The 22,776-nt window shown below is 48.7% G+C and carries 13 protein-coding genes and 3 rRNA genes; 6 read left to right on the forward strand and 10 right to left on the reverse strand.

Translation table 11 applies throughout. The features are described 5' to 3' along the window. Nucleotides 1–12: 12 nt before the first annotated feature. The 3 genes from rrf to TOLA_RS13665 form a co-directional block, all read right to left on the reverse strand. Nucleotides 13–127: ribosomal RNA gene (gene rrf, locus TOLA_RS13655) — 5S ribosomal RNA — on the reverse strand. A gap of 126 nt (nucleotides 128–253) precedes the next feature. After that, nucleotides 254–3,142 (reverse strand): 23S ribosomal RNA (locus TOLA_RS13660). 299 nt (nucleotides 3,143–3,441) lie between these two features. After that, nucleotides 3,442–4,987, reverse strand: a 16S ribosomal RNA gene (locus tag TOLA_RS13665). Together the 16S, 23S and 5S rRNA genes form the textbook arrangement of a ribosomal RNA operon. Nucleotides 4,988–5,702: 715 nt before the next feature. On the opposite strand from TOLA_RS13665, the gene TOLA_RS16565 reads away from it, so the two are divergent. Continuing rightward, nucleotides 5,703–5,867, forward strand: coding sequence for a DUF3606 domain-containing protein (locus TOLA_RS16565; protein WP_015879727.1), 165 nt, complete (start codon nucleotides 5,703–5,705; stop codon nucleotides 5,865–5,867). A 69-nt stretch (nucleotides 5,868–5,936) separates the two neighbouring features. On the opposite strand, the gene TOLA_RS13670 is transcribed toward TOLA_RS16565, so the two are convergent. Both TOLA_RS13670 and fabV read right to left on the reverse strand, forming a co-directional pair. Further along, on the reverse strand, nucleotides 5,937–6,677 hold the full coding sequence (locus TOLA_RS13670; RefSeq protein WP_015879728.1) for an MgtC/SapB family protein: 741 nt from the start codon (nucleotides 6,675–6,677) through the stop codon (nucleotides 5,937–5,939). 285 nt (nucleotides 6,678–6,962) lie between these two features. Beyond that, complete coding sequence (gene fabV / locus TOLA_RS13675; RefSeq protein WP_015879729.1) at nucleotides 6,963–8,156, reverse strand: enoyl-ACP reductase FabV; 1,194 nt, start codon at nucleotides 8,154–8,156, stop codon at nucleotides 6,963–6,965. A gap of 180 nt (nucleotides 8,157–8,336) precedes the next feature. On the opposite strand from fabV, the gene dacB reads away from it, so the two are divergent. From dacB to yfbR, 3 genes are all read left to right on the forward strand, one after another. Further along, nucleotides 8,337–9,791, forward strand: a complete 1,455-nt coding sequence (gene dacB / locus TOLA_RS13680; RefSeq protein WP_015879730.1) for a D-alanyl-D-alanine carboxypeptidase/D-alanyl-D-alanine endopeptidase — start codon at nucleotides 8,337–8,339, stop codon at nucleotides 9,789–9,791. A 172-nt stretch (nucleotides 9,792–9,963) separates the two neighbouring features. Next, entirely contained in the window at nucleotides 9,964–11,178 is a 1,215-nt protein-coding gene (locus TOLA_RS13685; protein WP_015879731.1) for a pyridoxal phosphate-dependent aminotransferase, read from the forward strand. A gap of 81 nt (nucleotides 11,179–11,259) precedes the next feature. Continuing rightward, entirely contained in the window at nucleotides 11,260–11,877 is a 618-nt protein-coding gene (gene yfbR / locus TOLA_RS13690; RefSeq protein ID WP_015879732.1) for a 5'-deoxynucleotidase, read from the forward strand. Here yfbR and TOLA_RS13695 read toward each other — a convergent pair. Continuing rightward, nucleotides 11,874–12,428 carry an NAD(P)H nitroreductase gene (locus TOLA_RS13695; protein ID WP_015879733.1) on the reverse strand — a complete coding sequence of 185 codons (555 nt, stop codon included), beginning with the start codon at nucleotides 12,426–12,428 and terminating at the stop codon, nucleotides 11,874–11,876. The two genes, yfbR and TOLA_RS13695, sit on opposite strands and share 4 nt — an antisense overlap. 155 nt (nucleotides 12,429–12,583) lie before the next feature. Here TOLA_RS13695 and sppA point away from each other — a divergent pair, with 155 nt between their 5' ends. Then, the gene (gene sppA / locus TOLA_RS13700) at nucleotides 12,584–14,434 is read left to right on the forward strand and encodes a signal peptide peptidase SppA (protein WP_015879734.1); all 1,851 of its coding nucleotides are present in this window, start codon (nucleotides 12,584–12,586) and stop codon (nucleotides 14,432–14,434) included. 40 nt (nucleotides 14,435–14,474) lie between these two features. Then, the gene (gene ansA, locus TOLA_RS13705; RefSeq protein ID WP_015879735.1) at nucleotides 14,475–15,482 is read left to right on the forward strand and encodes an asparaginase; all 1,008 of its coding nucleotides are present in this window, start codon (nucleotides 14,475–14,477) and stop codon (nucleotides 15,480–15,482) included. A gap of 59 nt (nucleotides 15,483–15,541) precedes the next feature. Here ansA and msrB read toward each other — a convergent pair whose 3' ends face one another. The 4 genes from msrB to malQ all read right to left on the reverse strand — a co-directional run bounded on the left by msrB (nucleotide 15,542) and on the right by malQ (nucleotide 22,605). Then, entirely contained in the window at nucleotides 15,542–15,925 is a 384-nt protein-coding gene (msrB, locus tag TOLA_RS13710) for a peptide-methionine (R)-S-oxide reductase MsrB (protein ID WP_015879736.1), read from the reverse strand. A gap of 102 nt (nucleotides 15,926–16,027) precedes the next feature. Next, the gene (gene glgX / locus TOLA_RS13715) at nucleotides 16,028–18,115 is read right to left on the reverse strand and encodes a glycogen debranching protein GlgX (protein WP_015879737.1); all 2,088 of its coding nucleotides are present in this window, start codon (nucleotides 18,113–18,115) and stop codon (nucleotides 16,028–16,030) included. A 53-nt stretch (nucleotides 18,116–18,168) separates the two neighbouring features. Further along, nucleotides 18,169–20,352 (reverse strand): 1,4-alpha-glucan branching protein GlgB, encoded by a 2,184-nt coding sequence (gene glgB, locus TOLA_RS13720; RefSeq protein ID WP_015879738.1) that lies wholly within the window; start codon nucleotides 20,350–20,352, stop codon nucleotides 18,169–18,171. A 60-nt stretch (nucleotides 20,353–20,412) separates the two neighbouring features. Beyond that, nucleotides 20,413–22,605 carry a 4-alpha-glucanotransferase gene (gene malQ / locus TOLA_RS13725; RefSeq protein WP_015879739.1) on the reverse strand — a complete coding sequence of 731 codons (2,193 nt, stop codon included), beginning with the start codon at nucleotides 22,603–22,605 and terminating at the stop codon, nucleotides 20,413–20,415. Between the last annotated feature and the right edge of the window lie 171 nt (nucleotides 22,606–22,776).

Genomic DNA, 22,776 nt, shown 5'->3' on the forward strand with positions numbered 1-22,776 from the left:
TTCAATTTAGAAGCCTGGCAGTGTCCTACTCTCACATGGCGAATGCCACACTACCATCGGCGCTACAACGTTTCACTTCTGTGTTCGGCATGGGTACAGGTGGTTCCATCGCGCTATTGCCGCCAGGCATATTCGGGTCCCTTATCACTAACTCATTGGGTCTCGTTAGCAATAAGTCTTGGAAAGCTGTGACCTCGCGGTCTTTAATTCGTTCATCAATCAAACAAGCGCTTCAAAACTACTTGGGTGTTGTATGGTTAAGCCTCTCGGGTCATTAGTATGGGTTAGCTCAATGTATCACTACACTTACACACCCCACCTATCAACGTCGTAGTCTTCAACGGCCCTTCAGAGGACTTATAGTCCTAGGGATGACTCATCTCGTGGCAAGTTTCCCGCTTAGATGCTTTCAGCGGTTATCTTTTCCGAACTTAGCTACCGGGCAGTGCCATTGGCATGACAACCCGAACACCAGCGGTTCGTTCACTCCGGTCCTCTCGTACTAGGAGCAACCCCACTCAATCATCCAACGCCCACGGCAGATAGGGACCGAACTGTCTCACGACGTTCTGAACCCAGCTCGCGTACCACTTTAAATGGCGAACAGCCATACCCTTGGGACCAACTTCAGCCCCAGGATGTGATGAGCCGACATCGAGGTGCCAAACACCGCCGTCGATATGAACTCTTGGGCGGTATCAGCCTGTTATCCCCGGAGTACCTTTTATCCGTTGAGCGATGGCCCTTCCATTCAGAACCACCGGATCACTATGACCTGCTTTCGCACCTGCTCGACCTGTCCGTCTCGCAGTTAAGCGGGCTTATGCCATTGCACTAACCTCACGATGTCCGACCGTGATTAGCCCACCTTCGTGCTCCTCCGTTACTCTTTGGGAGGAGACCGCCCCAGTCAAACTACCCACCAGACACTGTCCCTGACCCAGATAATGGGTTGAGGTTAGAACATCAAACATACCAGGGTGGTATTTCAAGGTCGGCTCCATGACAACTGGCGTCATCACTTCAAAGCCTCCCACCTATCCTACACAGGTAGGTTCAATGTTCAGTGTCAAGCTATAGTAAAGGTTCACGGGGTCTTTCCGTCTAGCCGCGGGTACACCGCATCTTCACGGCGAATTCGATTTCACTGAGTCTCGGGTGGAGACAGCGTGGCCATGGTTACACCATTCGTGCAGGTCGGAACTTACCCGACAAGGAATTTCGCTACCTTAGGACCGTTATAGTTACGGCCGCCGTTTACCGGGGCTTCGATCAAGAGCTTCGCTTGCGCTAACCCCATCAATTAACCTTCCGGCACCGGGCAGGTGTCACACCCTATACGTCCACTTTCGTGTTTGCAGAGTGCTGTGTTTTTGTTAAACAGTCCCAGCCACCTGGTCACTGCGGCTGTCATTCGCTCCGGAAGTAAATTCCTTCACCAACAACAGCGTACCTTCTCCCGAAGTTACGGTACTATTTTGCCTAGTTCCTTCACCCGAGTTCTCTCAAGCGCCTTGGTATTCTCTACCTGACCACCAGTGTTGGTTTGGGGTACGATTCTTCGTAACCTGAAGCTTAGAGGCTTTTCCTGGAAGCGTGGCATCAGTAACTTCATGACCGTAGTCACTTCGTCTCGGCTCTCGGAATAAAGTACAGCGGATTTGCCTACCGTACATCCCTACCACCTTTCACCAGCACTACCAACCGCTGGCTTACTTAGCCTTCTCCGTCCCCTCATCGCAGTTACAAAAAGTGCAGGAATATTAACCCGCTTCCCATCGACTACGCCTTTCAGCCTCGCCTTAGGGGTCGACTCACCCTGCCCCGATTAACGTTGGACAGGAACCCTTGGTCTTCCGGCGAGGGAGTCTTTCACTCCCTTTAACGTTACTCACGTCAGCATTCGCACTTCTGATATCTCCAGCATGCGTTACCACACACCTTCACAGACTTACAGAACGCTCCCCTACCACTTGCACTTGCGTGCAAATCCGCAGCTTCGGTGACTAGTTTAGCCCCGTTACATCTTCCGCGCAGGCCGACTCGACTAGTGAGCTATTACGCTTTCTTTAAATGATGGCTGCTTCTAAGCCAACATCCTAGCTGTCTGAGCCTTCCCACATCGTTTCCCACTTAACTAGTACTTTGGGACCTTAGCTGGCGGTCTGGGTTGTTTCCCTCTTCACGACGGACGTTAGCACCCGCCGTGTGTCTCCCGGATAGTACTTACTGGTATTCGGAGTTTGCATCGAGTTGGTAAGTCGGGATGACCCCCTAGTCGAAACAGTGCTCTACCCCCAGTAGTATTCGTCCGAGGCGCTACCTAAATAGCTTTCGGGGAGAACCAGATATCTCCGAGTTTGATTGGCCTTTCACCCCTAGCCACAGGTCATCCCCTAATTTTGCAACATTAGTGGGTTCGGTCCTCCAGTACCTGTTACGGCACCTTCAACCTGCCCATGGCTAGATCACTCGGTTTCGGGTCTACACCCTGCAACTAGTCGCCCAGTTAAGACTCGGTTTCCCTACGGCTCCCCTATTCGGTTAACCTTGCTACAGAATGTAAGTCGCTGACCCATTATACAAAAGGTACGCAGTCACCCCACAAAGAGGCTCCCACTGCTTGTACGTACACGGTTTCAGGTTCTATTTCACTCCCCTCACAGGGGTTCTTTTCGCCTTTCCCTCACGGTACTGGTTCACTATCGGTCAGTCAGGAGTATTTAGCCTTGGAGGATGGTCCCCCCATGTTCAGACAGGATACCACGTGTCCCGCCTTACTCGTTTTCATCTCAAGGTCGTTTTCATGTACGGGGCTATCACCCTGTGCCGCCAGCCTTTCCAGACTGTTCCACTAACTTCCAAGAAACTTAAGGGCTAATTCCCGTTCGCTCGCCGCTACTAAGGAAATCTCGGTTGATTTCTTTTCCTCGGGGTACTTAGATGTTTCAGTTCTCCCGGTTCGCCTTGCATGACTATGTATTCATCATGCAATACTGCATAAATGCAGTGGGTTTCCCCATTCGGATATCTGTGAGTAATAGCGTCTCTTACCGACTCCTCACAGCTTAACGCAGGTTAGCACGTCCTTCTTCGCCTCTGACTGCCTAGGCATCCACCGTGTACGCTTAGTCACTTAACCATACAACCCCAAGTAGTTTCCTACTCAACGCTGCATATGTGACCAGTTATACTGGTTTACATACCAAGTTTTTCCAAGACGCTTGTTTGTCTTGATTGAACTTTTATCAGCTTTCCAAATTTTTAAAGAACTGTCTTCCAGTTAAGAAGACACAGTGATAGTGCAGTAATCGCTACCTGCAATATGACTCTGGCTTCTTTCATTTATTAGACTCTGAAAGTGGGTAGGACACCCACTTCGTCGCTCTTAATATCATCAAGCAATCTGTGTGAACACTTACATAGTCAATTAGTTTAAGGTAAGGAGGTGATCCAACCGCAGGTTCCCCTACGGTTACCTTGTTACGACTTCACCCCAGTCATGAATCACACCGTGGTAATCGTCCTCCCCGAAGGGTTAGACTAACTACTTCTGGTACAACCCACTCCCATGGTGTGACGGGCGGTGTGTACAAGGCCCGGGAACGTATTCACCGTGGCATTCTGATCCACGATTACTAGCGATTCCGACTTCACGGAGTCGAGTTGCAGACTCCGATCCGGACTACGACGTACTTTGTGGGTTCCGCTTGCTCTCGCGAGGTCGCTTCCCTCTGTATACGCCATTGTAGCACGTGTGTAGCCCTGGCCGTAAGGGCCATGATGACTTGACGTCATCCCCACCTTCCTCCGGTTTATCACCGGCAGTCTCCCTTGAGTTCCCGACATTACTCGCTGGCAACAAAGGATAGGGGTTGCGCTCGTTGCGGGACTTAACCCAACATCTCACGACACGAGCTGACGACAGCCATGCAGCACCTGTGTCTGAGTTCCCGAAGGCACATTCGTATCTCTACAAACTTCTCAGCATGTCAAGGCCAGGTAAGGTTCTTCGCGTTGCATCGAATTAAACCACATGCTCCACCGCTTGTGCGGGCCCCCGTCAATTCATTTGAGTTTTAACCTTGCGGCCGTACTCCCCAGGCGGTCGATTTATCGCGTTAGCTTCGGAACCCACGCTCATAATGGCACAAACTCCAAATCGACATCGTTTACAGCGTGGACTACCAGGGTATCTAATCCTGTTTGCTCCCCACGCTTTCGCACCTGAGCGTCAGTCTTTGTCCAGGGGGCCGCCTTCGCCACCGGTATTCCTCCAGATCTCTACGCATTTCACCGCTACACCTGGAATTCTACCCCCCTCTACAAGACTCTAGTCGGACAGTTTCAAATGCAGTTCCCAGGTTGAGCCCGGGGATTTCACATCTGACTTATCTAACCGCCTGCGTGCGCTTTACGCCCAGTTATTCCGATTAACGCTTGCACCCTCCGTATTACCGCGGCTGCTGGCACGGAGTTAGCCGGTGCTTCTTCTGTAGGTAACGTCAATGATGATGCGTATTAGACATCACCCCTTCCTCCCTACTGAAAGTGCTTTACAACCCGAAGGCCTTCTTCACACACGCGGCATGGCTGCATCAGGGTTTCCCCCATTGTGCAATATTCCCCACTGCTGCCTCCCGTAGGAGTCTGGACCGTGTCTCAGTTCCAGTGTGGCTGGTCATCCTCTCAGACCAGCTAGAGATCGTCGCCTTGGTGAGCCGTTACCTCACCAACCAGCTAATCCCACCTGGGTGCATCCAATCGCGGTAGGCCCGAAGGTCCCCACCTTTCCCCCGCAGGGCGTATGCGGTATTAGCAACCGTTTCCAGTTGGTATCCCCCTCGATTGGGCAGCTCCCCAGGCATTACTCACCCGTCCGCCACTCGCCGGCAGGATAGCAAGCTATCCCCCGCTGCCGTTCGACTTGCATGTGTTAGGCCTGCCGCCAGCGTTCAATCTGAGCCATGATCAAACTCTTCAATTAAAGTTTTTTGACTCAATGAATACTTGTTTCTTAATAGTCACTCGCATCATTGATTAAATTTTTTCAATCTAATCAATCTACGCAAGTGCCCACACAGATTGCTTGATATATTGTTAAAGAGCGTGACCGCATTGGGTCAGGGAGGCGCATTCTACGCTTTCCCTCTGGCTTGTCAAGTGTCGTTCGTCACAACCACTTAACTCGCTCTGTCGCGGCGTCTGCCGTCTCAGTGGGGTCGCATTATAGGGAGCCGTACTTTTTAGGCAAGCGCTTTATTGCAGATTTTTGCTGAGTGCTGCTTTTTGCAGCAAGCAGTCTATTATTTCTGCTATTTAGCGTCGTTATCCCCTTATTCCCGCATTTCAGCCCCAACGAGAGCAAGCATCCAACCGTAAAATTACCCAAGGCAAACCTCTTTGATATACAAGAAAGGGAGTTTTCCGAAGGACACGTTAATCAGTATCCAGGCAAACAGTCGCTTTTATTTGTGAATACTGGTTTTGCAGCCATAGCACTCTAAATCGCATAAGACATATAAGCAGTTGTTGATTTTTTAACTCCCTGTAATTGTGCTTATATGTGCTATATAGATATCCAACACGGCACGCAATATTGAGTATCATAATGAAATATTTGGTTACATTTGCGTGCTCATTAGGATACATTAACCGCCTGATTTGTTATCTATTTTGATCAATAGAATGAGGAGGTAATAATGGGCGACTATAAAAACATCACTGTTAAACAAATTAATATCAGCGATCCGTCAGATGTTATGAATTGGTGTGAGGCTTTTGGTTGTACAGAAAAACAACTGGCTGAAGCTGTGAATCTGGTTGGCTCCACGGTAGCGGCAGTGAGAAGACATCTTTATTTTTAAGTATGATGAAGCATGGCGTGTAAAGATGTACGCGCCACTTATGCATCGGTGTGGTCGCTTTATTTCTTATCAATTTTTAGCATGGGATACAGCGAAGTTTTCAATCCCCTCTAATTTAGCCAGCACGTGAGTAAGTTCCTCCAAAGTGATACCGCAGTCTTTGCTAAGAGCGCTGGCAACAAAATGCCATTCAGAGAATCCATCTTTCGATGTAATAGAGAGTGATTCACTATTGATGTCATAACCACATTTTATGGCTGTTTCCCGTAAAACAGCTTCCCGGGGAATGAAGTTTTTCTGAAATTGCAATGTGATTGCTAACGCTTTATGCGAGGGAAGCCAGTGTTCCAGCCGGGATATCCACATCATGCAAATAACGGATAACAAAGCCAGCGAGATTGCGGCACCATAGAAACCAACACCAACCATCACACCGATAGCAGATGCCGTCCAGATCGAAGCCGCAGAACTGAGTCCGCTGATGCTGAATCCTTCTTTCATTATTACTCCGGCTCCCAGGAAGCCAATCCCGGTGACTATCCCCTGAATTATTCGGGTTGGTTCCGTTCCACTCATGTCTGCAAAACCGTTGTACCAATAATCAGAGTAACCAGCAATAACAGTCAGTGCTGCCGAAGCCATACAAACCAGACCGTAAGTCCGCATACCAGCAGCACGCCCATGATATGAACGTTCATAGCCAACGAGCAGACCCAACAGCAATGCTCCGAATACATTAATAAAAATCAGAAAATTGATAGATATTTCTGAAGCTGGCCAATAGCCACTCAATAATCCAAATACACTCATATGCATCCCCATATGCCGTTTAATGAATAGACATAGTCACATGTATGAATCGATTTTCTGACTCTTCCGGATAGCATCTGCCGACAGTCTAATTATAGTAATTATTTATCAATTAGTTATGAGAACTTACTTGGTGGAATATGCGATTAGGAAAACAGAGATCATAAGACAGAGGAGCGACTCAGGAAGAGTTTGCGCAAAATATTGGAAGGTAAGATTGGATGCCTGGTATTTATGCCGACGCCCCCTGATGAGGGGCGTCGTTTTTATTCAAAAGAGTATTTATTACATAGCAACGACGTCGAAATTTACTTCCGGATTAACATCCGCGGTGTAATCCACGCCTTCCCAGCCAAAACCGAACAGTTTCAGGAATTCAGCTTTATATCCCTGATAGTCAGTCAGCTGCGACAGGTTTTCAGTCGTTACTTGTGGCCACAAATCGCGGCACGCCTGCTGTACTGATTCACGCAGTTCCCAGTCATCCATACGGATACGCTGAGCATCGTCTGTTACAAATTCGCCATCAAACAGGCGGGTATAGAACATACGCTGGATCTGTTCGATACAACCTTCATGAATGCCCTGCTCTTTCATCAGTTTGAAAGACATAGCAATATACAGCGGCATCACCGGTATCGCAGCAGAAGCCTGGGTCACAACAGATTTCAGTACGGCGACATTCGCTGTACCATTTTTGCTGCTCAATTGTTGACGGATTGCGCTGCTGGCGCGATCCAGATCTTCCTTAGCGCGACCCAGAGTACCGTGCCAGTAGATTGGCCAGGTAATGTCAGTGCCAATGTAGCTATAGGCAACTGTTTTCACGCCTTCAGCCAGTACACCAGCCTGATCCAGCGCCTGTAACCACAGTTCCCAGTCTTCACCGCCCATTACCTTGATGGTATTAGCGATTTCTTCTTCATTCGCGGGCTCTACATGCGCTTCGATCAGCTCGTCTTTATTCGTATCAACTGCCGTAGCGGTATACACTTCGCCGATTGGTTTCAACGCTGAACGGATCAATTCGCCGGTCGCTGGCAATTTACGGACTGGAGAAGCCAGTGAGTAAACCACCATATCAACTTGACCCAGATCTGCTTTGATCAGTTCAACAACTTTAGCGCGGCATTCATCAGAAAATGCATCGCCATTAACACTCTTAGAATAAAGACCGGCTTCTTTCGCCGCTTTATCGAAAGCAGCTGAGTTATACCAGCCAGCACTGCCTGGTTTCTTTTCTGTACCGGCTTTTTCCAGAAATACACCTATTGTTGCCGCATCAGAACCGAATGCAGCAGTAATACGGGATGCCAGACCATAACCGGTAGAGGCGCCAATCACCAAAACCCGTTTCGGGCCATTCGCCAGCGGGCCTTTGCTTTTTACATAAGCAATTTGTTGACGGACATTGGCTTCGCAGCCGGCAGGATGGGTGGTGGTGCAGATAAAGCCTCGGACTTTCGGAGCAATAATCATCGGTTGTTCTCACCTGGTTAAGGGTTTTATGCAAAAAATCGCGTTATAAGATACATGATCTTGCCACGTTTGTGTTGCGAATGTTGCGCCGGCGCGAGAGCTCTCTATAATCGGCCAGCACAAATCCTGTGTTTAGCGGCGCATTACACCTTCCGCTATCCTCTTTTGAGACTTATTACTATGCTGAAATTTATTAGCTCTGCATTCGCGATCTTCCTTTCTGTTTTGACTGTGTGCAGTGCTCAGGCCGCGATTTCTGTACCGGAGGGCAGCCGCATAGCACTGGCTTTCAAAGAACCTGGTTCTGATTCCGTGGCGGCTTATCACGGCGATACCTTTATGATCCCGGCATCCACCCAGAAATTACTGACAGCACTGGCAGCAAGCCTCTATTTTGGTCCGGATTGGCAATTCAAAACCCGGATGCTGGCACCGAAAGGGGCAATCCAAAACGGCGTATTAAATGGCGATCTGGTGCTGGAATTTGATGGTGCCCCTGATCTAACCCGTCAGGCTCTGGTCAATTTGCTGGCCTATCTGAAACAGCAGAAAGTAACGCAGATCAATGGCGATATTCTGCTGGATGTCAGTGGCTATGGCGGATATGACCATGGTGACGGCTGGTCATGGAATGATTTACCTATCTGTTTTACCGCTCCGGCCTCTGCTGTCGTCATCGACCGTAACTGCGTCTTTGCCCAGCTAAAAGCGAATCAGTTGGGAGCCATCGCTGAACCCATCATTCCCGCAGGCCAGCCGATTACCATTACCAGTGAGGCTCGGGTCGTAACGCAGCAGGAGTATTATTCCGGCTGTGATCTGCGTGTCGATATGAACTCCAGTAATAACTATCATCTGACAGGCTGTATTCCCCAGCAATCCGGGAAGCCATGGCCACTGAGCTTCGCAATCACCGATCCGACCGCGTGGGGGGTGGAACTGGTCAGCTGGGCAGCCCGACGTGCTGACATCAACCTGACTGGGCAGGTAAAAGCCGTTCGTCACATTCCGGACAATCTGGTGGAGCTGGCGCATGTACCTTCCGCACCACTGAAAAAATTGCTGGATCGCATGCTGAAGCGCTCAGATAACCTGATTGCTGACAGTCTTTCCCGCGCATTAGGTCACTATTACCTGAAACGCGCAGCCAGCTATGCAGCTGGCGCTGATGCGGTGCGCGGCATATTGAAAAATAAAGCTGGCATCGATTTGGGATCGGCGTTGTTAGCCGATGGTTCTGGCCTCTCAGCACATAACCTGATCACCGCCAAACAAATGCTGGAAGTGCTGGATTACATGGCACTACACGATGATGAATTAAAGCTGATCGGATTATTACCAGTAGCCGGGATGAGTGGTACGCTGGGATCTCGCGGCAGTGTGCAAAACCCGCCGCTGGTTAAAAATGTCACTGCAAAAACAGGTACGTTGCAAAACGTATCTAATCTGGCTGGATTTATCACTACCGCATCAGGAAAACGCAAAGCATTTGTGCTGATGGCAAACGGCTTAACCTTCCCACCATCTGTTCGCCAGGCATTAAAAGCACACCGGATTGCATCTCCTCATTACAAGTTTGAACGACAGATTTTAGAGCAGATTTACCGGGAAGCACCGATAGAAATCACTGAATAATAACAAAACACAAGAATATTAAACTTTTCAATCTGATTTTATCGCCCAGGCGTCAGAAGAAAAAACCGACAAATTCCATTGAGTTAGTATCGCATATGGAGAACAATAGACGCCCTGGGAGCCAGCCCGTCTGTCGGTTCTCCCGCAAGTATTGCAGAGGCGCGTTGTAGTCATGTCACTTATTGAGAAATCACACAAGCTGGACAACGTCTGTTACGACATTCGCGGTCCGGTACATAAAGAAGCCCGTCGTCTGGAAGACGAAGGCCATCGCATTCTAAAACTGAACATCGGTAACCCGGCCTCCTTTGGCTTTGATGCCCCGGAAGAAGTGATCAAAGACGTTATCGTCAATATGCATCAGGGTCAGGGTTACTGCGATTCCAAGGGGTTATTTGCCCCACGTAAAGCCATTGCCCAGTATTATCAGCAGAAAGGTCTGCGCAAAGCGGATGTGGACGACATCTACATCGGTAACGGCGCCAGTGAGCTGATCGTGATGTCAATGCAGGCATTACTGAACAACGGTGATGAACTGTTAGTGCCTGCGCCAGATTATCCGCTGTGGACTGCCGCCGTGACCTTATCCGGTGGCCGCCCGGTGCATTATATCTGTGACGAACAAGCTGACTGGTATCCGGATCTGGATGATATCAAAGCAAAAATCACCCCACGCACACGCGGCATTGTGCTGATCAACCCGAATAACCCAACCGGCGCGGTGTACAGCACCGAATTCCTGCTGGAAGTGATTGAGGTGGCGCGTCAGAACAATCTGATCATTTTCGCTGATGAGATCTACGACAAAATCATTTATGACGACATTGCCCATCACAGTATTTGTACCCTGTGCGATGACGTCTTAGTTGTCACTTTTAATGGCCTGTCAAAAGCCTATCGCGCCTGTGGTTTCCGCCAAGGCTGGATGATGGTCAGCGGCCCGAAACAGCACGCGCGTGGTTATATCGAAGGGCTGGAAATGCTGGCTTCGATGCGGTTATGTGCCAACGTGCCGATGCAGTTTGCCATTCAAACCGCCCTTGGCGGTTATCAGAGTATTAACGAGCTGATCCTGCCCGGTGGTCGCCTGCGTAAACAACGCGATCTGGCCTGGGAACTGCTGAACAATATTCCGGGCATATCTTGTGTTAAACCGAAAGGCGCGATGTATATGTTCCCGCGCATAGATCCGAAGGTTTATCCGATTAAAGATGACCAGAAAATGGTATTTGATCTGCTGCAGCAGGAAAAAATGCTGATCGTGCAGGGTACTGGCTTTAACTGGCCTGCACCTGATCACTTCCGTATCGTCTTCCTGCCAGCGGAAGAGCAATTACAAGATGCGATAGGCCGACTGGCCCGGTTCCTGAAAACCTACAAACAATAATTTCGGATGGCGACTTGATAGTCGCCATTTTTTTTTGCTATCTATTACAACAACTGTTCCTTTCTTCGTGAGCCACACACTATGTCTTCCAGTGAATCTCCTGTGTCCACCAGCCATTTCTTCGCCCAGTTATCACGTATGAAGCTGATTTACCGCTGGCCACTGATGCGCAACATCCAAAAAGAAAATATCAGCGAGCATAGTTTGCAGGTTGCAATGGTAGCGCATGCCTTGGCGCTGATCAGTAACCGGAAATTCGGTACCCAACTTGATGCAGCACATATTGCGCTGATGGCGATGTTTCATGACGCAACGGAAATTATTACCGGCGATCTGCCAACCCCGGTGAAATATCAAAATAATGCAATAGCCACAGAATATAAAAAGATCGAAAAGCTGGCGGAAAAACAGCTGTTATCGCTGTTACCTGATGAGTTTATTGATGACTATCGCTTTCTGCTCGACTCAGAATATCAGGATGCAGAAGAGGCTAAAGTCGTAAAAGCAGCCGATACCTTATGTGCCTACATTAAATGTCTGGAAGAGATCGCAGCCGGGAATAAAGAGTTTGTACTCGCCAAACGCCGGCTGGAAATCATGCTGGAAGAGCGGATGACACCAGCCGTACAATATTTTATTGATGTATTCATCCCTAGTTTCTCACTGACTCTGGATGAAATGAGCAGTGCAGCAACTTAGATCCAGCGTACGAACTCTGCGCTGTTAACAAATGATGGTATACGTAACGAGGTCGCCGGCGTACCCAGATAAAGGAAACCGACGATCTGATCCTGTTCGTTAAGCCCCAGTAATTCATGCAGCTTACGCGAATACATCAGCGGGCTGGAACGCCAGATACCACCAAATCCTTGCGCTTGCGCCGCCATCTGCATAGCCATTACCGCACAACCCGCTGATAAATGCTGTTCAAAAGCGGGGACTTTATTGTGAGGCTGAACTCTTGCTGCCACTGTAATAACTAATGGTGCCCGTAATGGCATCTGCGTTGCCCGCTCAATCGCCTCTTCTGCGGCACCATCCTGTTTTGCACTTTCTGCCAGCAATGCCCCCAACCGGTTTAATCCCTCCCCCTCAGCCAGTAAAAACTGAAAAGGTTGAAGATGACCATGATCCGGGGCCCGCAAACCAGCCTGTAAAATATGTTCCAGCGCTTCACCGCTTGGTGCCGGTGCTTGTAACAAGCCACACGATGAACGCGTCAGTAACAATGATAATGCTGCCTGATTCATGCTGTTCCTCATTATTGATTACCATTATCCTTATCAACATAGCATAGGATGTACGCAGATAAGTGGATCAGAGATCGCTCTGGCCGCTACATGCGTAGTAATCTGTGCCAGCAATTCACATAATGTCGTTATTAAACTCTTACGGGAATTATTAAATGCGTTTTCTGTTCCGTAGTATTAAATGGTTTTTCCATTCTCTCTGGCGGGCGCTCAACTTTACCCGCCTGCTGATCCTCAATCTGATTTTCATTGCCATTGTATTACTCATCGTTATTGGGCTGCGCGAAGAAGCCCCGGAAGAAGCAATAGATGAAGGCGCCTTGGTTCTCGATCTTTCAGGTAAATTAGTGGAACAACCAACAACACCAAATCCAGCGGATCAGTTAATAGAAAACTGGCTTTCAGACAGTGATAAGCCTCGCGAGATTGCCGTGGGTGATGTTGTTTATGTCATTCAGGAGGCAAAGAAGGATCCCCGGGTTAAAGGCATTGTGCTGAAAACGGTAAATCTGGAAACCACCAGCATTGGCAAATTATTAACGATTACACAGGCTCTGGATGAGTTTAAGCAGAGCAAAAAACCTGTGGTTGCCGTGGGTAATTTTTATCAGCAACACCAGTATTTACTGGCCGCGCACGCAGATACTATTTTGCTAAACCCTGCTGGGGCCGTCACTATTCAGGGATTAGGGCTCTATAACCTGTATTTCAAATCTGCACTGGAAAAGTTCAACCTGACACCGCATGTCTTCCGGGTTGGTACCTATAAATCCTTCGTGGAACCTTATATCCGTGACGATATGTCTGCAGAAGCACGTGAAGCGAATCAGCGCTGGCTTGGTGCCGTATGGCAAGAATATGTTACCAATGCCAGTAAAGCGCGTCATATTCCGGCAGATGCTATTGCACCAACGAAAGAACAGGTACTGGAACGCTTAACTAAAGCAGAAGGTAATGCGGCACAGTATGCTTTGGAGCAGGGACTGGTAGATCAACTGGCTACTTATGATGAAATGACCGATACCATCCGTGATTTCGCCGGTAGTGATGAACATGATTTCCGCAGTATTGCGATGAGTGATTATCTGCAATCTCTGCCACCCCGTTATCAGCCGGTTGCCAATAAGCCTCAGGTCGGATTGTTAGTCGCCGCCGGCGCCATTGTAGATGGTATGTCGCAACCAGGCACCATCAATGGTGAAGCGCTGGCCAAACAGATCCGCACCGCCATGTACGATTCAAAAATTAAAGCGCTGGTATTACGCATTGATAGCCCTGGTGGCAGTGCATTTGCTGCTGAACAGATCCGCACCGCATTACTGGCATTCAAAGCCAGTGGCAAGCCACTGGTTGTATCCATGGGCAGTATGGCCGCCTCCGGTGGTTACTGGATTGCAGCCGATGCCGATAAGATCTATGCCGAACCGGTGACCATTACGGGCTCAATCGGAGTATTCGGTATGTTTCTGACTGCAGAAAAAGCGCTGAACAGCTTGGGTGTTCATACCGATGGCCTGGGCACCACCGACTTTACCGGTATCAGCCCGACACAACCATTACCCGACCATATCAAACAGATTGTGCAGCTGAATGTAGAGAATACTTATCAGCGGTTTTTGGATCTGGTCGCTGAAGGTCGTGGCATGACACCGGAACAGGTCGATAAAGTTGCACAAGGCCGGGTCTGGATTGGTACTGATGCGAAAAAATTAGGTTTGGTTGATGAGTTAGGCAGTTTAAGTGACGCGTCTGCTGAAGCAGGTAGACTAGCAAAACTGACTGATTATCAGCTGACCCTGATTGAACCGGAGTTATCCGCCAAAGATAAACTGCTACGAGAGTTCTTTAATCAGAGCGCTGAAATCTTACCTTCTTCAGTCACTCATTCAGCATTAGGTAAACTGGCCATACAATGGTGGTCTGCAGGTAATCAGGCATTACAGCCATTAAACGCCCTGCAGGATCCACAAGGTATTTACAGTTATTGTCCGGTTTGTCAGCAGTAGAGAGGCTTTGCCTCTCTGTTTTACGCAAGGTTATGCATAGATGAAAAAACGTATTTATATTGCTTATACCGGCGGAACCATCGGTATGCAGCGTTCCAGTCAGGGCTACATTCCGCAAGCTGGTTTTATGGAAAACTGTCTGGCAGAGATGCCGGAATTCCATCGGGAAGAAATGCCGGATTATGTCATTCATGAGTACAATCCGCTGATTGATTCTTCCGATATGACACCGGCTGACTGGCAACGGATCGCTGAGGATATCCGCGATCATTACGAGGACTTTGATGGTTTTGTGGTATTACATGGTACTGACACCATGTCTTATACTGCTTCCGCACTTTCATTCATGCTGGAAGATCTGAATAAGCCCGTTATCATCACTGGCTCTCAGATCCCGCTGGCTGAACTGCGTTCTGATGGTCAGCAAAATCTGCTGAACGCCCTGTATATTGCGGCCAATTATCCGGTCCATGAAGTCACGCTCTACTTCAACAATCAGCTGTTCCGCGGCAATCGCAGCACCAAAGTACATGCCGATGGCTTCCATGCGTTCGACTCACCGGATTTCTCTCCGCTGCTGGATGTGGGTATTCATATTGACTGGAACGCAGGAAAACCCGCTGTCGCAACGGATAAACCGTTAAAGATGCACTCCATTCAGCCACAGCCCATTGGTGTGGTGACGTTATACCCGGGGATCGCTGTCGATGTTATCGCCAATATTCTGCAACAACCGGTTAAAGCACTGATCCTGCTGACGTATGGGGTAGGCAATGCGCCACAAAATCCGGCGATGCTGCGCTTGTTACGCGAAGCATCAGCCCGAGGGGTGATCATTGTGAATCTCAGTCAGTGTCTGCGTGGCAAAGTAAATATGGGTGGTTATGCGACTGGCAATGCGCTGGCCGATGCCGGAGTGTTATCCGGATATGACATGACAACCGAAGCTGCGCTGGCCAAATTACATTTTCTACTTAGCCAGGATTTATCTTCTGAACAGATCCGCACCTTGATGCAGCAAGATCTGCGCGGAGAACTGTCACTCTAGTCAATACACGAAAAGCAATCCTCTGATTATCAGGGGATTGTTTTTCAGCGTACTGATGCTTAGTCGGTTGTTTTCTGTTCTTCGCTGAATTCCAGCGATACACTGTTTACACAATAACGCTGTCCGGTCTCAGTTGGACCATCAGGAAAAACATGTCCTAAATGCGAGCCACAATTCGCACATAATATCTCTATCCGGCGCATGCCATGGCTGGAATCTTCTTCATAACGGACTGCATCCGGAATAGTACGATCAAAGCTTGGCCAGCCACACCCTGAATCAAATTTAGCATTTGACTCAAACAAAGGTGCATCGCAACAGACACAATGATAGATACCGGTTTTCCGATTATGTAATAACGCACCGGAAAACGGGCGTTCAGTCCCCTTCTCTCTGCAAATATGAAATTGCTCCGGTGTCAATTTTAACCGCCAGTCTGTCATCTGCTTCCCACTCATCTCAGTGTTAATGTTACGAAGTTGTTAACAGCCTAGATGAGAGTGGAAGCAGATTCAAACTACAAACTGCAGGGTTAATCGGAAAGTTTAATTCATATCACATCCACCAGCAGGACAAGCCCGTAAAAGCTTCATGGCATGGGCACCACAGGTCGCAACCAAGCGGGGTAAATTATCCGATGACAGGAATTTACTCTCACCGGGATGCAACACAGTATCCATAGCCAGTTGCCACTGATTCCCCTGCAGAGGTTCGGGCAATTCAAAATTAATGCTATAACCGCTCGCATTGAATAACACCAGCCAATGCTCCTGATTTTCCCGGGCAATAATTTCCATCACCAATGCCTGAGCCGAAGGCGCGTTCCAGTCACCTTCGGTCAGTTCACTACCATCCGGGTGATACCAGTGAACGCTGTCCGCATGTGTTCGTGAGCCAAAATAGCGATCATCCGCCAGATGCAATTCAGTAAAGGCACCGGCTGCACGGCGGATTCGGATCATCTGTTTAACGAATGTGAGTAAACCTTCGTCTTCCTCGTTCAGTTGCCAGTTCACCCAGCTGATCCGGTTATCCTGGCAATAGGCATTATTATTCCCCATCTGGGTACGCCCCATTTCATCTCCGGCTAACAGATGCGGGATTCCCTGAGATAACAACAAAGTAGCCAGCATATTTCGTTTTTGCTGCAAACGCATCCGGCAGGTACGCGATTCACGTGTTGGCCCTTCCAGGCCATAATTTTTTGACAAATTATGGCCATGACCATCCCGATTTTCCTCTGAATTGGCCTGGTTATGGCGTTGCTCATAACTGACTGTATCTTCCAGCGTAAATCCATCGTGATAACAGACAAAATTCACACTGGAATGAATGACACGCACCGATTTGGGGAAAATATCGCGGGAACCCAGCAAACGAGTGGCAAACTCAGCCATTTTCCCCATATCGCCACGCCAGAAAGAGCGGATCGTATCGCGGTAACGATCATTCAGCTCACGCCACTGTGTCGGAAATTGTCCCAGACGATAACCGAACGGACCGATATCCCAAGGCTCAGAGATCAGTTTCACATTACGCAATACCGGATCCTGTATCAATGCTTTACAGAATCCACCGTAAGGATCGAATTCACCGCCTTCACGGGCCAGAGAAACCGCAAGATCAAAACGGAAACCATCAACATGCATTTCGGTTACCCAGTAACGCAGACTATCCATTACCAGACGCAGCGCATTCGGATGATCGACATTAAAGGTATTGCCACAACCAGTCATGTTGCTGTAGTGAGCATAATCAGGCCCGGCACCACCGTTATCAAAACAATAGTAGTTACGGTTATCCAGCCCTTTGTAACTCAGTAATGGCCCGCCATTTCCACCTTCCGCTGTATGGTTGAAAACCACATCAAGAATGACTTCGATACCAACACGGTGCAATTCACGCACCATGGTTTTAAACTCAGTGACCGCATGTTTCACCGCATACCGCGGATCAGGCGCCATAAAGCAGAGTGAGTTATATCCCCAGTAGTTTTTCAGACCAAGCTGAATTAATCTCGGCTCACTCATGAAACTGGCGACAGGCATCAGCTGCACTGCCGTAACGCCGAGTTCCTGTAAATGGCGAAGCACCGCCGGCTGGCAAAGTCCGAGATAACTGCCGCGTAATTTCTCCGGCACGTCAGGATGGAGTTTGGTGAAGCCCTTGACATGAACTTCATACAAGATGGTCTGAGCATCGCTATGGCGTGGAGAAACCACACCTTGCCAGTCGAACTCATCATCCCAGACAATAGCCTTAGGCATCATGTACTGGCTATCGCCCTGATAAAGCTCATCGTTCCATTCCAGAACACGGGATAAAGCTCTGGCATAGGGATCTAATAATAACTTTTGGGGATCAAATAATAATCCCTGTGCCGGATTATGCGGCCCATGTACGCGATAACCATACAAGACACCGGATGTGACGCCCTGAACATAGCCATACCAGATATGACCGCGTCGTTCACGAAAGCGGATCCGGGCAATTTCCTGTTCTTTTGAATCAAACAGACATAACTCGACGCGCTCAGCCTCAGGAGCCCATAAGACAAAATTACATCCCTGCGCATCCAGGGTTGCGCCAAAGGGCGCATCCCTGCCAGATAGCAACGTATACTGATCCGTCATAGTCTTAACTCCATCTGGCACCCGTTAAACCGCAACGGGTGCCTGTTGCGCTGCTACTCAGCCACTTTTTTGATAAATACGGTGGCCAGTGGCGGCAGGTTCAACACAATCGAGTTACTTTTTCCGTGTGACTCAACAGCTTCAGACTGGAAGACATCTGCGCCCACGAAATAATCACCACCCCAGTATTCACTACTATCGGTGTTCAGTACAATTTGATAGCAACCGGCTTCCGGTACCCCAATGCGGAAACCATCCCGCGGAACCGGAGTAAAGTTGCAGGCAGCAATGATAAAACTATCCTGCGCTTTGTTACGGCGCAACATCAGCAAGGAACTGCTTTCCCAGTTTGAATGATCCAACCACTCAAAACCACTTTGCAGGTAATCAGCATCATATAACGCAGATTCCGAACGGTAGAGTCGGTTCAGATCCCGGATCAGATTCTTCTGTCCACGATGCTTGTCGAAGCCGAGCAACCACCAATCCAGCTGACCATCATGATCCCACTCGGTGGATTGAGCGATCTCCGTGCCCATAAAGTTGAGTTTCTTGCCTGGATGAGCATACATATAACCCATATAAGTACGCAGGTTTGCCGCCTGTTGCCACTCATCGCCCGGCATTTTATATAACAGCGATTGTTTACCATGCACCACTTCGTCATGAGACAAAGAGAGAACAAAGTTTTCGTTATAGTGATAGACCATCGAGAAGGTCAGATCGTTATGATGGAATTTACGATGGACTGGCTCTTTTGCCATATAACGCAGCGAATCGTTCATCCATCCCATGTTCCACTTAAAGGTAAAGCCTAAACCACCAGTATAAGTAGGACGGGATACGCCGGAGAATGCCGTCGATTCTTCCGCAATAGTCATCGCATGCGGGAATCGTTCATACACTTCACGGTTGAACCATTGCAGTAAGGAGATGGCTTCATAGTTATGATTACCGCCATCCAGGTTCGGCACCCACTCGCCATCGTCGCGTGAATAATCCCAATACAACATGGATGCCACAGCATCCACACGCAGACCATCAATATGGAAATGATCAAGCCAATACAGAGCGCTGGCGATCAGGAACTGGCGGACTGTATCGCGGCCAAAATCATAAATATAGGAGTTCCAGTCAGGATGCCAGCCACGGCGCGGATCTTCATACTCATACAATGGTGTACCATCAAAACGAGCCAGACCGTGCGCATCAGATGGGAAATGTGCAGGAACCCAGTCCAGAATCACACCGATCCCGGCCTTATGGCAACGATCGACAAAATATTTAAAATCATCCGCGGAACCAAAACGGCTGGTTGGTGCGAACAAACCTAATGGCTGATACCCCCAGGAACCAGAGAACGGATGCTCCATGATCGGCATCAGTTCGATATGGGTGTAGTTCATTTCCAGCAGGTATGGGATCAGCTGATCCGCCATTTCACGGTAGCTCAGTGAACTGCCATCGTCATGACGTTTCCATGAAGCAAAATGCATTTCATAGATAGAGATTGGCTGTTCCAGTTTGTCATTACGCTGTGCAAGCAGCCAGTCAGCATCATGCCATTCGTATTGCTTCTGGTCATATACAACCGAAGCAAATGATGGGTACTGATCTGAATAGAAGCCCACCGGGTCCGCTTTATGTGGCAGACAATGGCCATGCATATCTTTTAATTCAAACTTATAACGGGCACCGGCTTCCAGTCCGGGAACAAACAAGACCCAGTGGCCGCACAGGCTACGCTGCATCGGATGGCGACGACCATCCCAGTAGTTGAAATCACCGATCAGACTGACAGACATCGCGCTCGGAGCATAAACAGCAAAACGTACGCCTTTGACTTTGACGCCACCAGCTTCGGTTTCCATGATCTGAGCACCAAGAGTGCGGTAGATATTATCCGCACTGTGTTTCATCTCTGCCAGGCCACGGAATGCTTCATCATGGAATTGGTAAGGATCAATTACCTCGGTCTTCGCATCAGCGTAATCCACTTTCAGTGCATAGGAAAACGGTGCGGCTAATTCCGGAAATTCAGCTTCAAACAAGCCGTCAGCATTCAGACACTTCAGGCTGCATTCGATGGATTTTTTCTCAATACGACGAACCGCAACCTTTTTTGCATGCGGCAGCCAGGCCCGAAGGCACCATAACGATTTTTCGTTATCATAGATCCATCCCAGCTTTTCAAAGGGCTGTCCACAACGCGCTTCATTAAGCTCTCTTAACAACATATAGAAACCTCGGTTACATCACTAAAGACCATCAGCTACAGATACAATAACTCGCTGATATTAAATTTTTTGTCGTTGTTTTCTTGCATTAGTCAGTCTGTCAGCCAGCGCTGCTAATGCCGGATCATTTAAAAAACTCTCCAGATCCCTGCTCAGCTTTCTTTGCCAGTTAGGATATTCATAACTGGTACCCGGCACATTGACCGGCTTATCCATCTCCAACCAGTCTTCAAGCTGCGTACTGAACAGAGCACTGTTTCCCCGCCCCATATGCACCTGCAGCGCATGGGATAACGCGGCATTCATGCCAACCCAGCTGACATCATGCTCGATATGATCTGGCAAAATGCCATGCCAGCGTAATGAATCAAGGATCGCCTGCTTTGCACTATGCCGCTCCCGATACAGATCCTGCAATTTTTCCTCATCCGGATAGAGACCCAAATCACGGCCCAGAGAAAGATCATCACAATGCCAGAAGCCACGCAGTGTCGGCATATCATGTGTCGTTAATGCCGACATCGCCTGTTCAGGATAATGAGATGGTGAATAAAATCCGCCATCCTGTGCCCGCTCAAAGAAAAAGACCTTATAAGAGTAGATACCATTTTCATGCAGCAATGTCCGCATTTCAGGCGGAACCGTGCCTAAATCCTCACCGATGACCAGACAACGCTGACGATGTGATTCCAGTGCCAGAATGGCAAGTAAATCATCTACCGGATAATAGACATAGGCGCCCATACTCGATGGCGCGCCCGGAGGCACCCACCACAGACGCCGCAATCCCATTACGTGATCGATCCGCAGCGCACCACAGCCACGCATATTGGCACGTACCAGCTCAATAAACGGCTGATACGCCGATTGATATAAGCGCACCGGATCTATGGGTGGCAACCCCCAGTTCTGTCCCTGTGGACCAAGAGGATCAGGCGGCGCACCAATACTGGCTTTAGGGCAATACAAATCTTTATTCGCCCAAATCTCACAAGACCCTTCGGAAACACCAACAGCAAGATCGCGATACAAGCCAACCTTCATGCCCAGACCTTTGGCCAGCTGTTCCGCTTCGGCCATCTGCTGATCCGCAACCCACTGCAAAAACAGATAAAAACGAATATCCAGCTGATGTGAAGCAATCCAGGTTTTTACAGCGGCTGAGTTATACTCCCGGTAAGCATCAGGCCAGACCGGAGGACCCCAGGCATCCAGACCACCGGCATACAGGGTATTCTGTAATGCATCAAAGGTAGCCATCTGCAACAGGCTGTCCCCGCCGGCGGAGATATAGTCAGCAAGTGCTTTGCCCCGCTCCGTCCTGGTGGATAAATCAGAATTTTCAAAGAGTTGGCGCAACCAGCGCAGTTTGAACGCAAAGACAGCGCGATAATCGACCCATTCAACAGCCCGCAGTTGTGCTAATTGTTCCTGCTCTTCCGCAGCATCTAATGCTTTCCGGAGATCAGGATTGGCCTGAAATTCAGGAATGGCTTCAACATCAATATAAATGATATTCAACCAGCGACGGGAAGACGGACTATAAGGACTGCAGGCACCCGGATTAGCCGGATACAAAGCATGAATAGGGTTCAGGCCAACAAAATCGGCCCCCCAGGCAGCAACACCGCGCAGTAAAGCTTTAAGATCAGTGAAATCACCAACCCCCCAGTTCCGCTGACTACGCAAACTATATAGCTGTACACTCGGACCCCAGCATTTCTGATTTTGCTGTATAAATCCGGGGTGAAAACAATTGGCAGGAGCGATAATTAAAGATGAACCCGCTAATATTTGTGCTTCATTTTCAGATAAAAGAACTAATCTATGATACCCACAAGGAATATTATGCTGGATAGTCACTGAGTATTCAGAAAATAATAATTCATTATATTGAAACGACTTTACTTTTTGACTATCCGTTATAACAACAGTGCCCTGTAATTGCTCTCCTGATTCCTGTTCAATACGCCAGCTTAGCCGCAGGTCAGAGCCGGCAGGCAAACGGCAGACGATTTGAAATTCAGGCTGTTGCCGTCTCACATATACCGGATCCAGAATTTGTTGCCAGTATGCCAAATCATCATGAGCAATCTGTCCAGCCAATACTTCAGGCTCCGAGACCTCATATCCCATTGCGCTCAGAATTGCCCGCTTATTCTCCGGAGAAATCCGGGTCGTCTTACCCCAGATGTCCGTGTATTCCTGCCCTATCCCACGCTTTTTTGCCAGTAACTCAAGGAGATCATCCATCATATCCTCCCGTTGAATAATTCAGGCTAATAATGCCAGTGCCACTTGGTAAACCCTAATTCTCACATATTGAAGGTAATACTGAATGTGACCTGACCACCAGCAATTATTTTTGCTATTCTCAATCGCTTATAATTTATTCAGCAAAAACCGGCAAACGTGACTTGACTT

Origin of the sequence: Tolumonas auensis DSM 9187 (assembly GCF_000023065.1) — a bacterium.
Lineage (GTDB): Bacteria > Pseudomonadota > Gammaproteobacteria > Enterobacterales > Aeromonadaceae > Tolumonas > Tolumonas auensis.

Excerpts from the sequence above, each read along its gene's own strand:
- TOLA_RS16565 (WP_015879727.1), top strand. The coding sequence starts at position 5,703 with ATGGGCGACTATAAAAACATCACTGTTAAACAAATTAATATCAGCGAT.
- TOLA_RS13670 (WP_015879728.1), bottom strand. The coding sequence starts at position 6,677 with ATGAGTGTATTTGGATTATTGAGTGGCTATTGGCCAGCTTCAGAAATA.
- fabV (WP_015879729.1), bottom strand. The coding sequence starts at position 8,156 with ATGATTATTGCTCCGAAAGTCCGAGGCTTTATCTGCACCACCACCCAT.
- dacB (WP_015879730.1), top strand. The coding sequence starts at position 8,337 with ATGCTGAAATTTATTAGCTCTGCATTCGCGATCTTCCTTTCTGTTTTG.
- TOLA_RS13685 (WP_015879731.1), top strand. The coding sequence starts at position 9,964 with ATGTCACTTATTGAGAAATCACACAAGCTGGACAACGTCTGTTACGAC.
- yfbR (WP_015879732.1), top strand. The coding sequence starts at position 11,260 with ATGTCTTCCAGTGAATCTCCTGTGTCCACCAGCCATTTCTTCGCCCAG.
- TOLA_RS13695 (WP_015879733.1), bottom strand. The coding sequence starts at position 12,428 with ATGAATCAGGCAGCATTATCATTGTTACTGACGCGTTCATCGTGTGGC.
- sppA (WP_015879734.1), top strand. The coding sequence starts at position 12,584 with ATGCGTTTTCTGTTCCGTAGTATTAAATGGTTTTTCCATTCTCTCTGG.
- ansA (WP_015879735.1), top strand. The coding sequence starts at position 14,475 with ATGAAAAAACGTATTTATATTGCTTATACCGGCGGAACCATCGGTATG.
- msrB (WP_015879736.1), bottom strand. The coding sequence starts at position 15,925 with ATGACAGACTGGCGGTTAAAATTGACACCGGAGCAATTTCATATTTGC.
- glgX (WP_015879737.1), bottom strand. The coding sequence starts at position 18,115 with ATGACGGATCAGTATACGTTGCTATCTGGCAGGGATGCGCCCTTTGGC.
- glgB (WP_015879738.1), bottom strand. The coding sequence starts at position 20,352 with ATGTTGTTAAGAGAGCTTAATGAAGCGCGTTGTGGACAGCCCTTTGAA.
- malQ (WP_015879739.1), bottom strand. The coding sequence starts at position 22,605 with ATGGATGATCTCCTTGAGTTACTGGCAAAAAAGCGTGGGATAGGGCAG.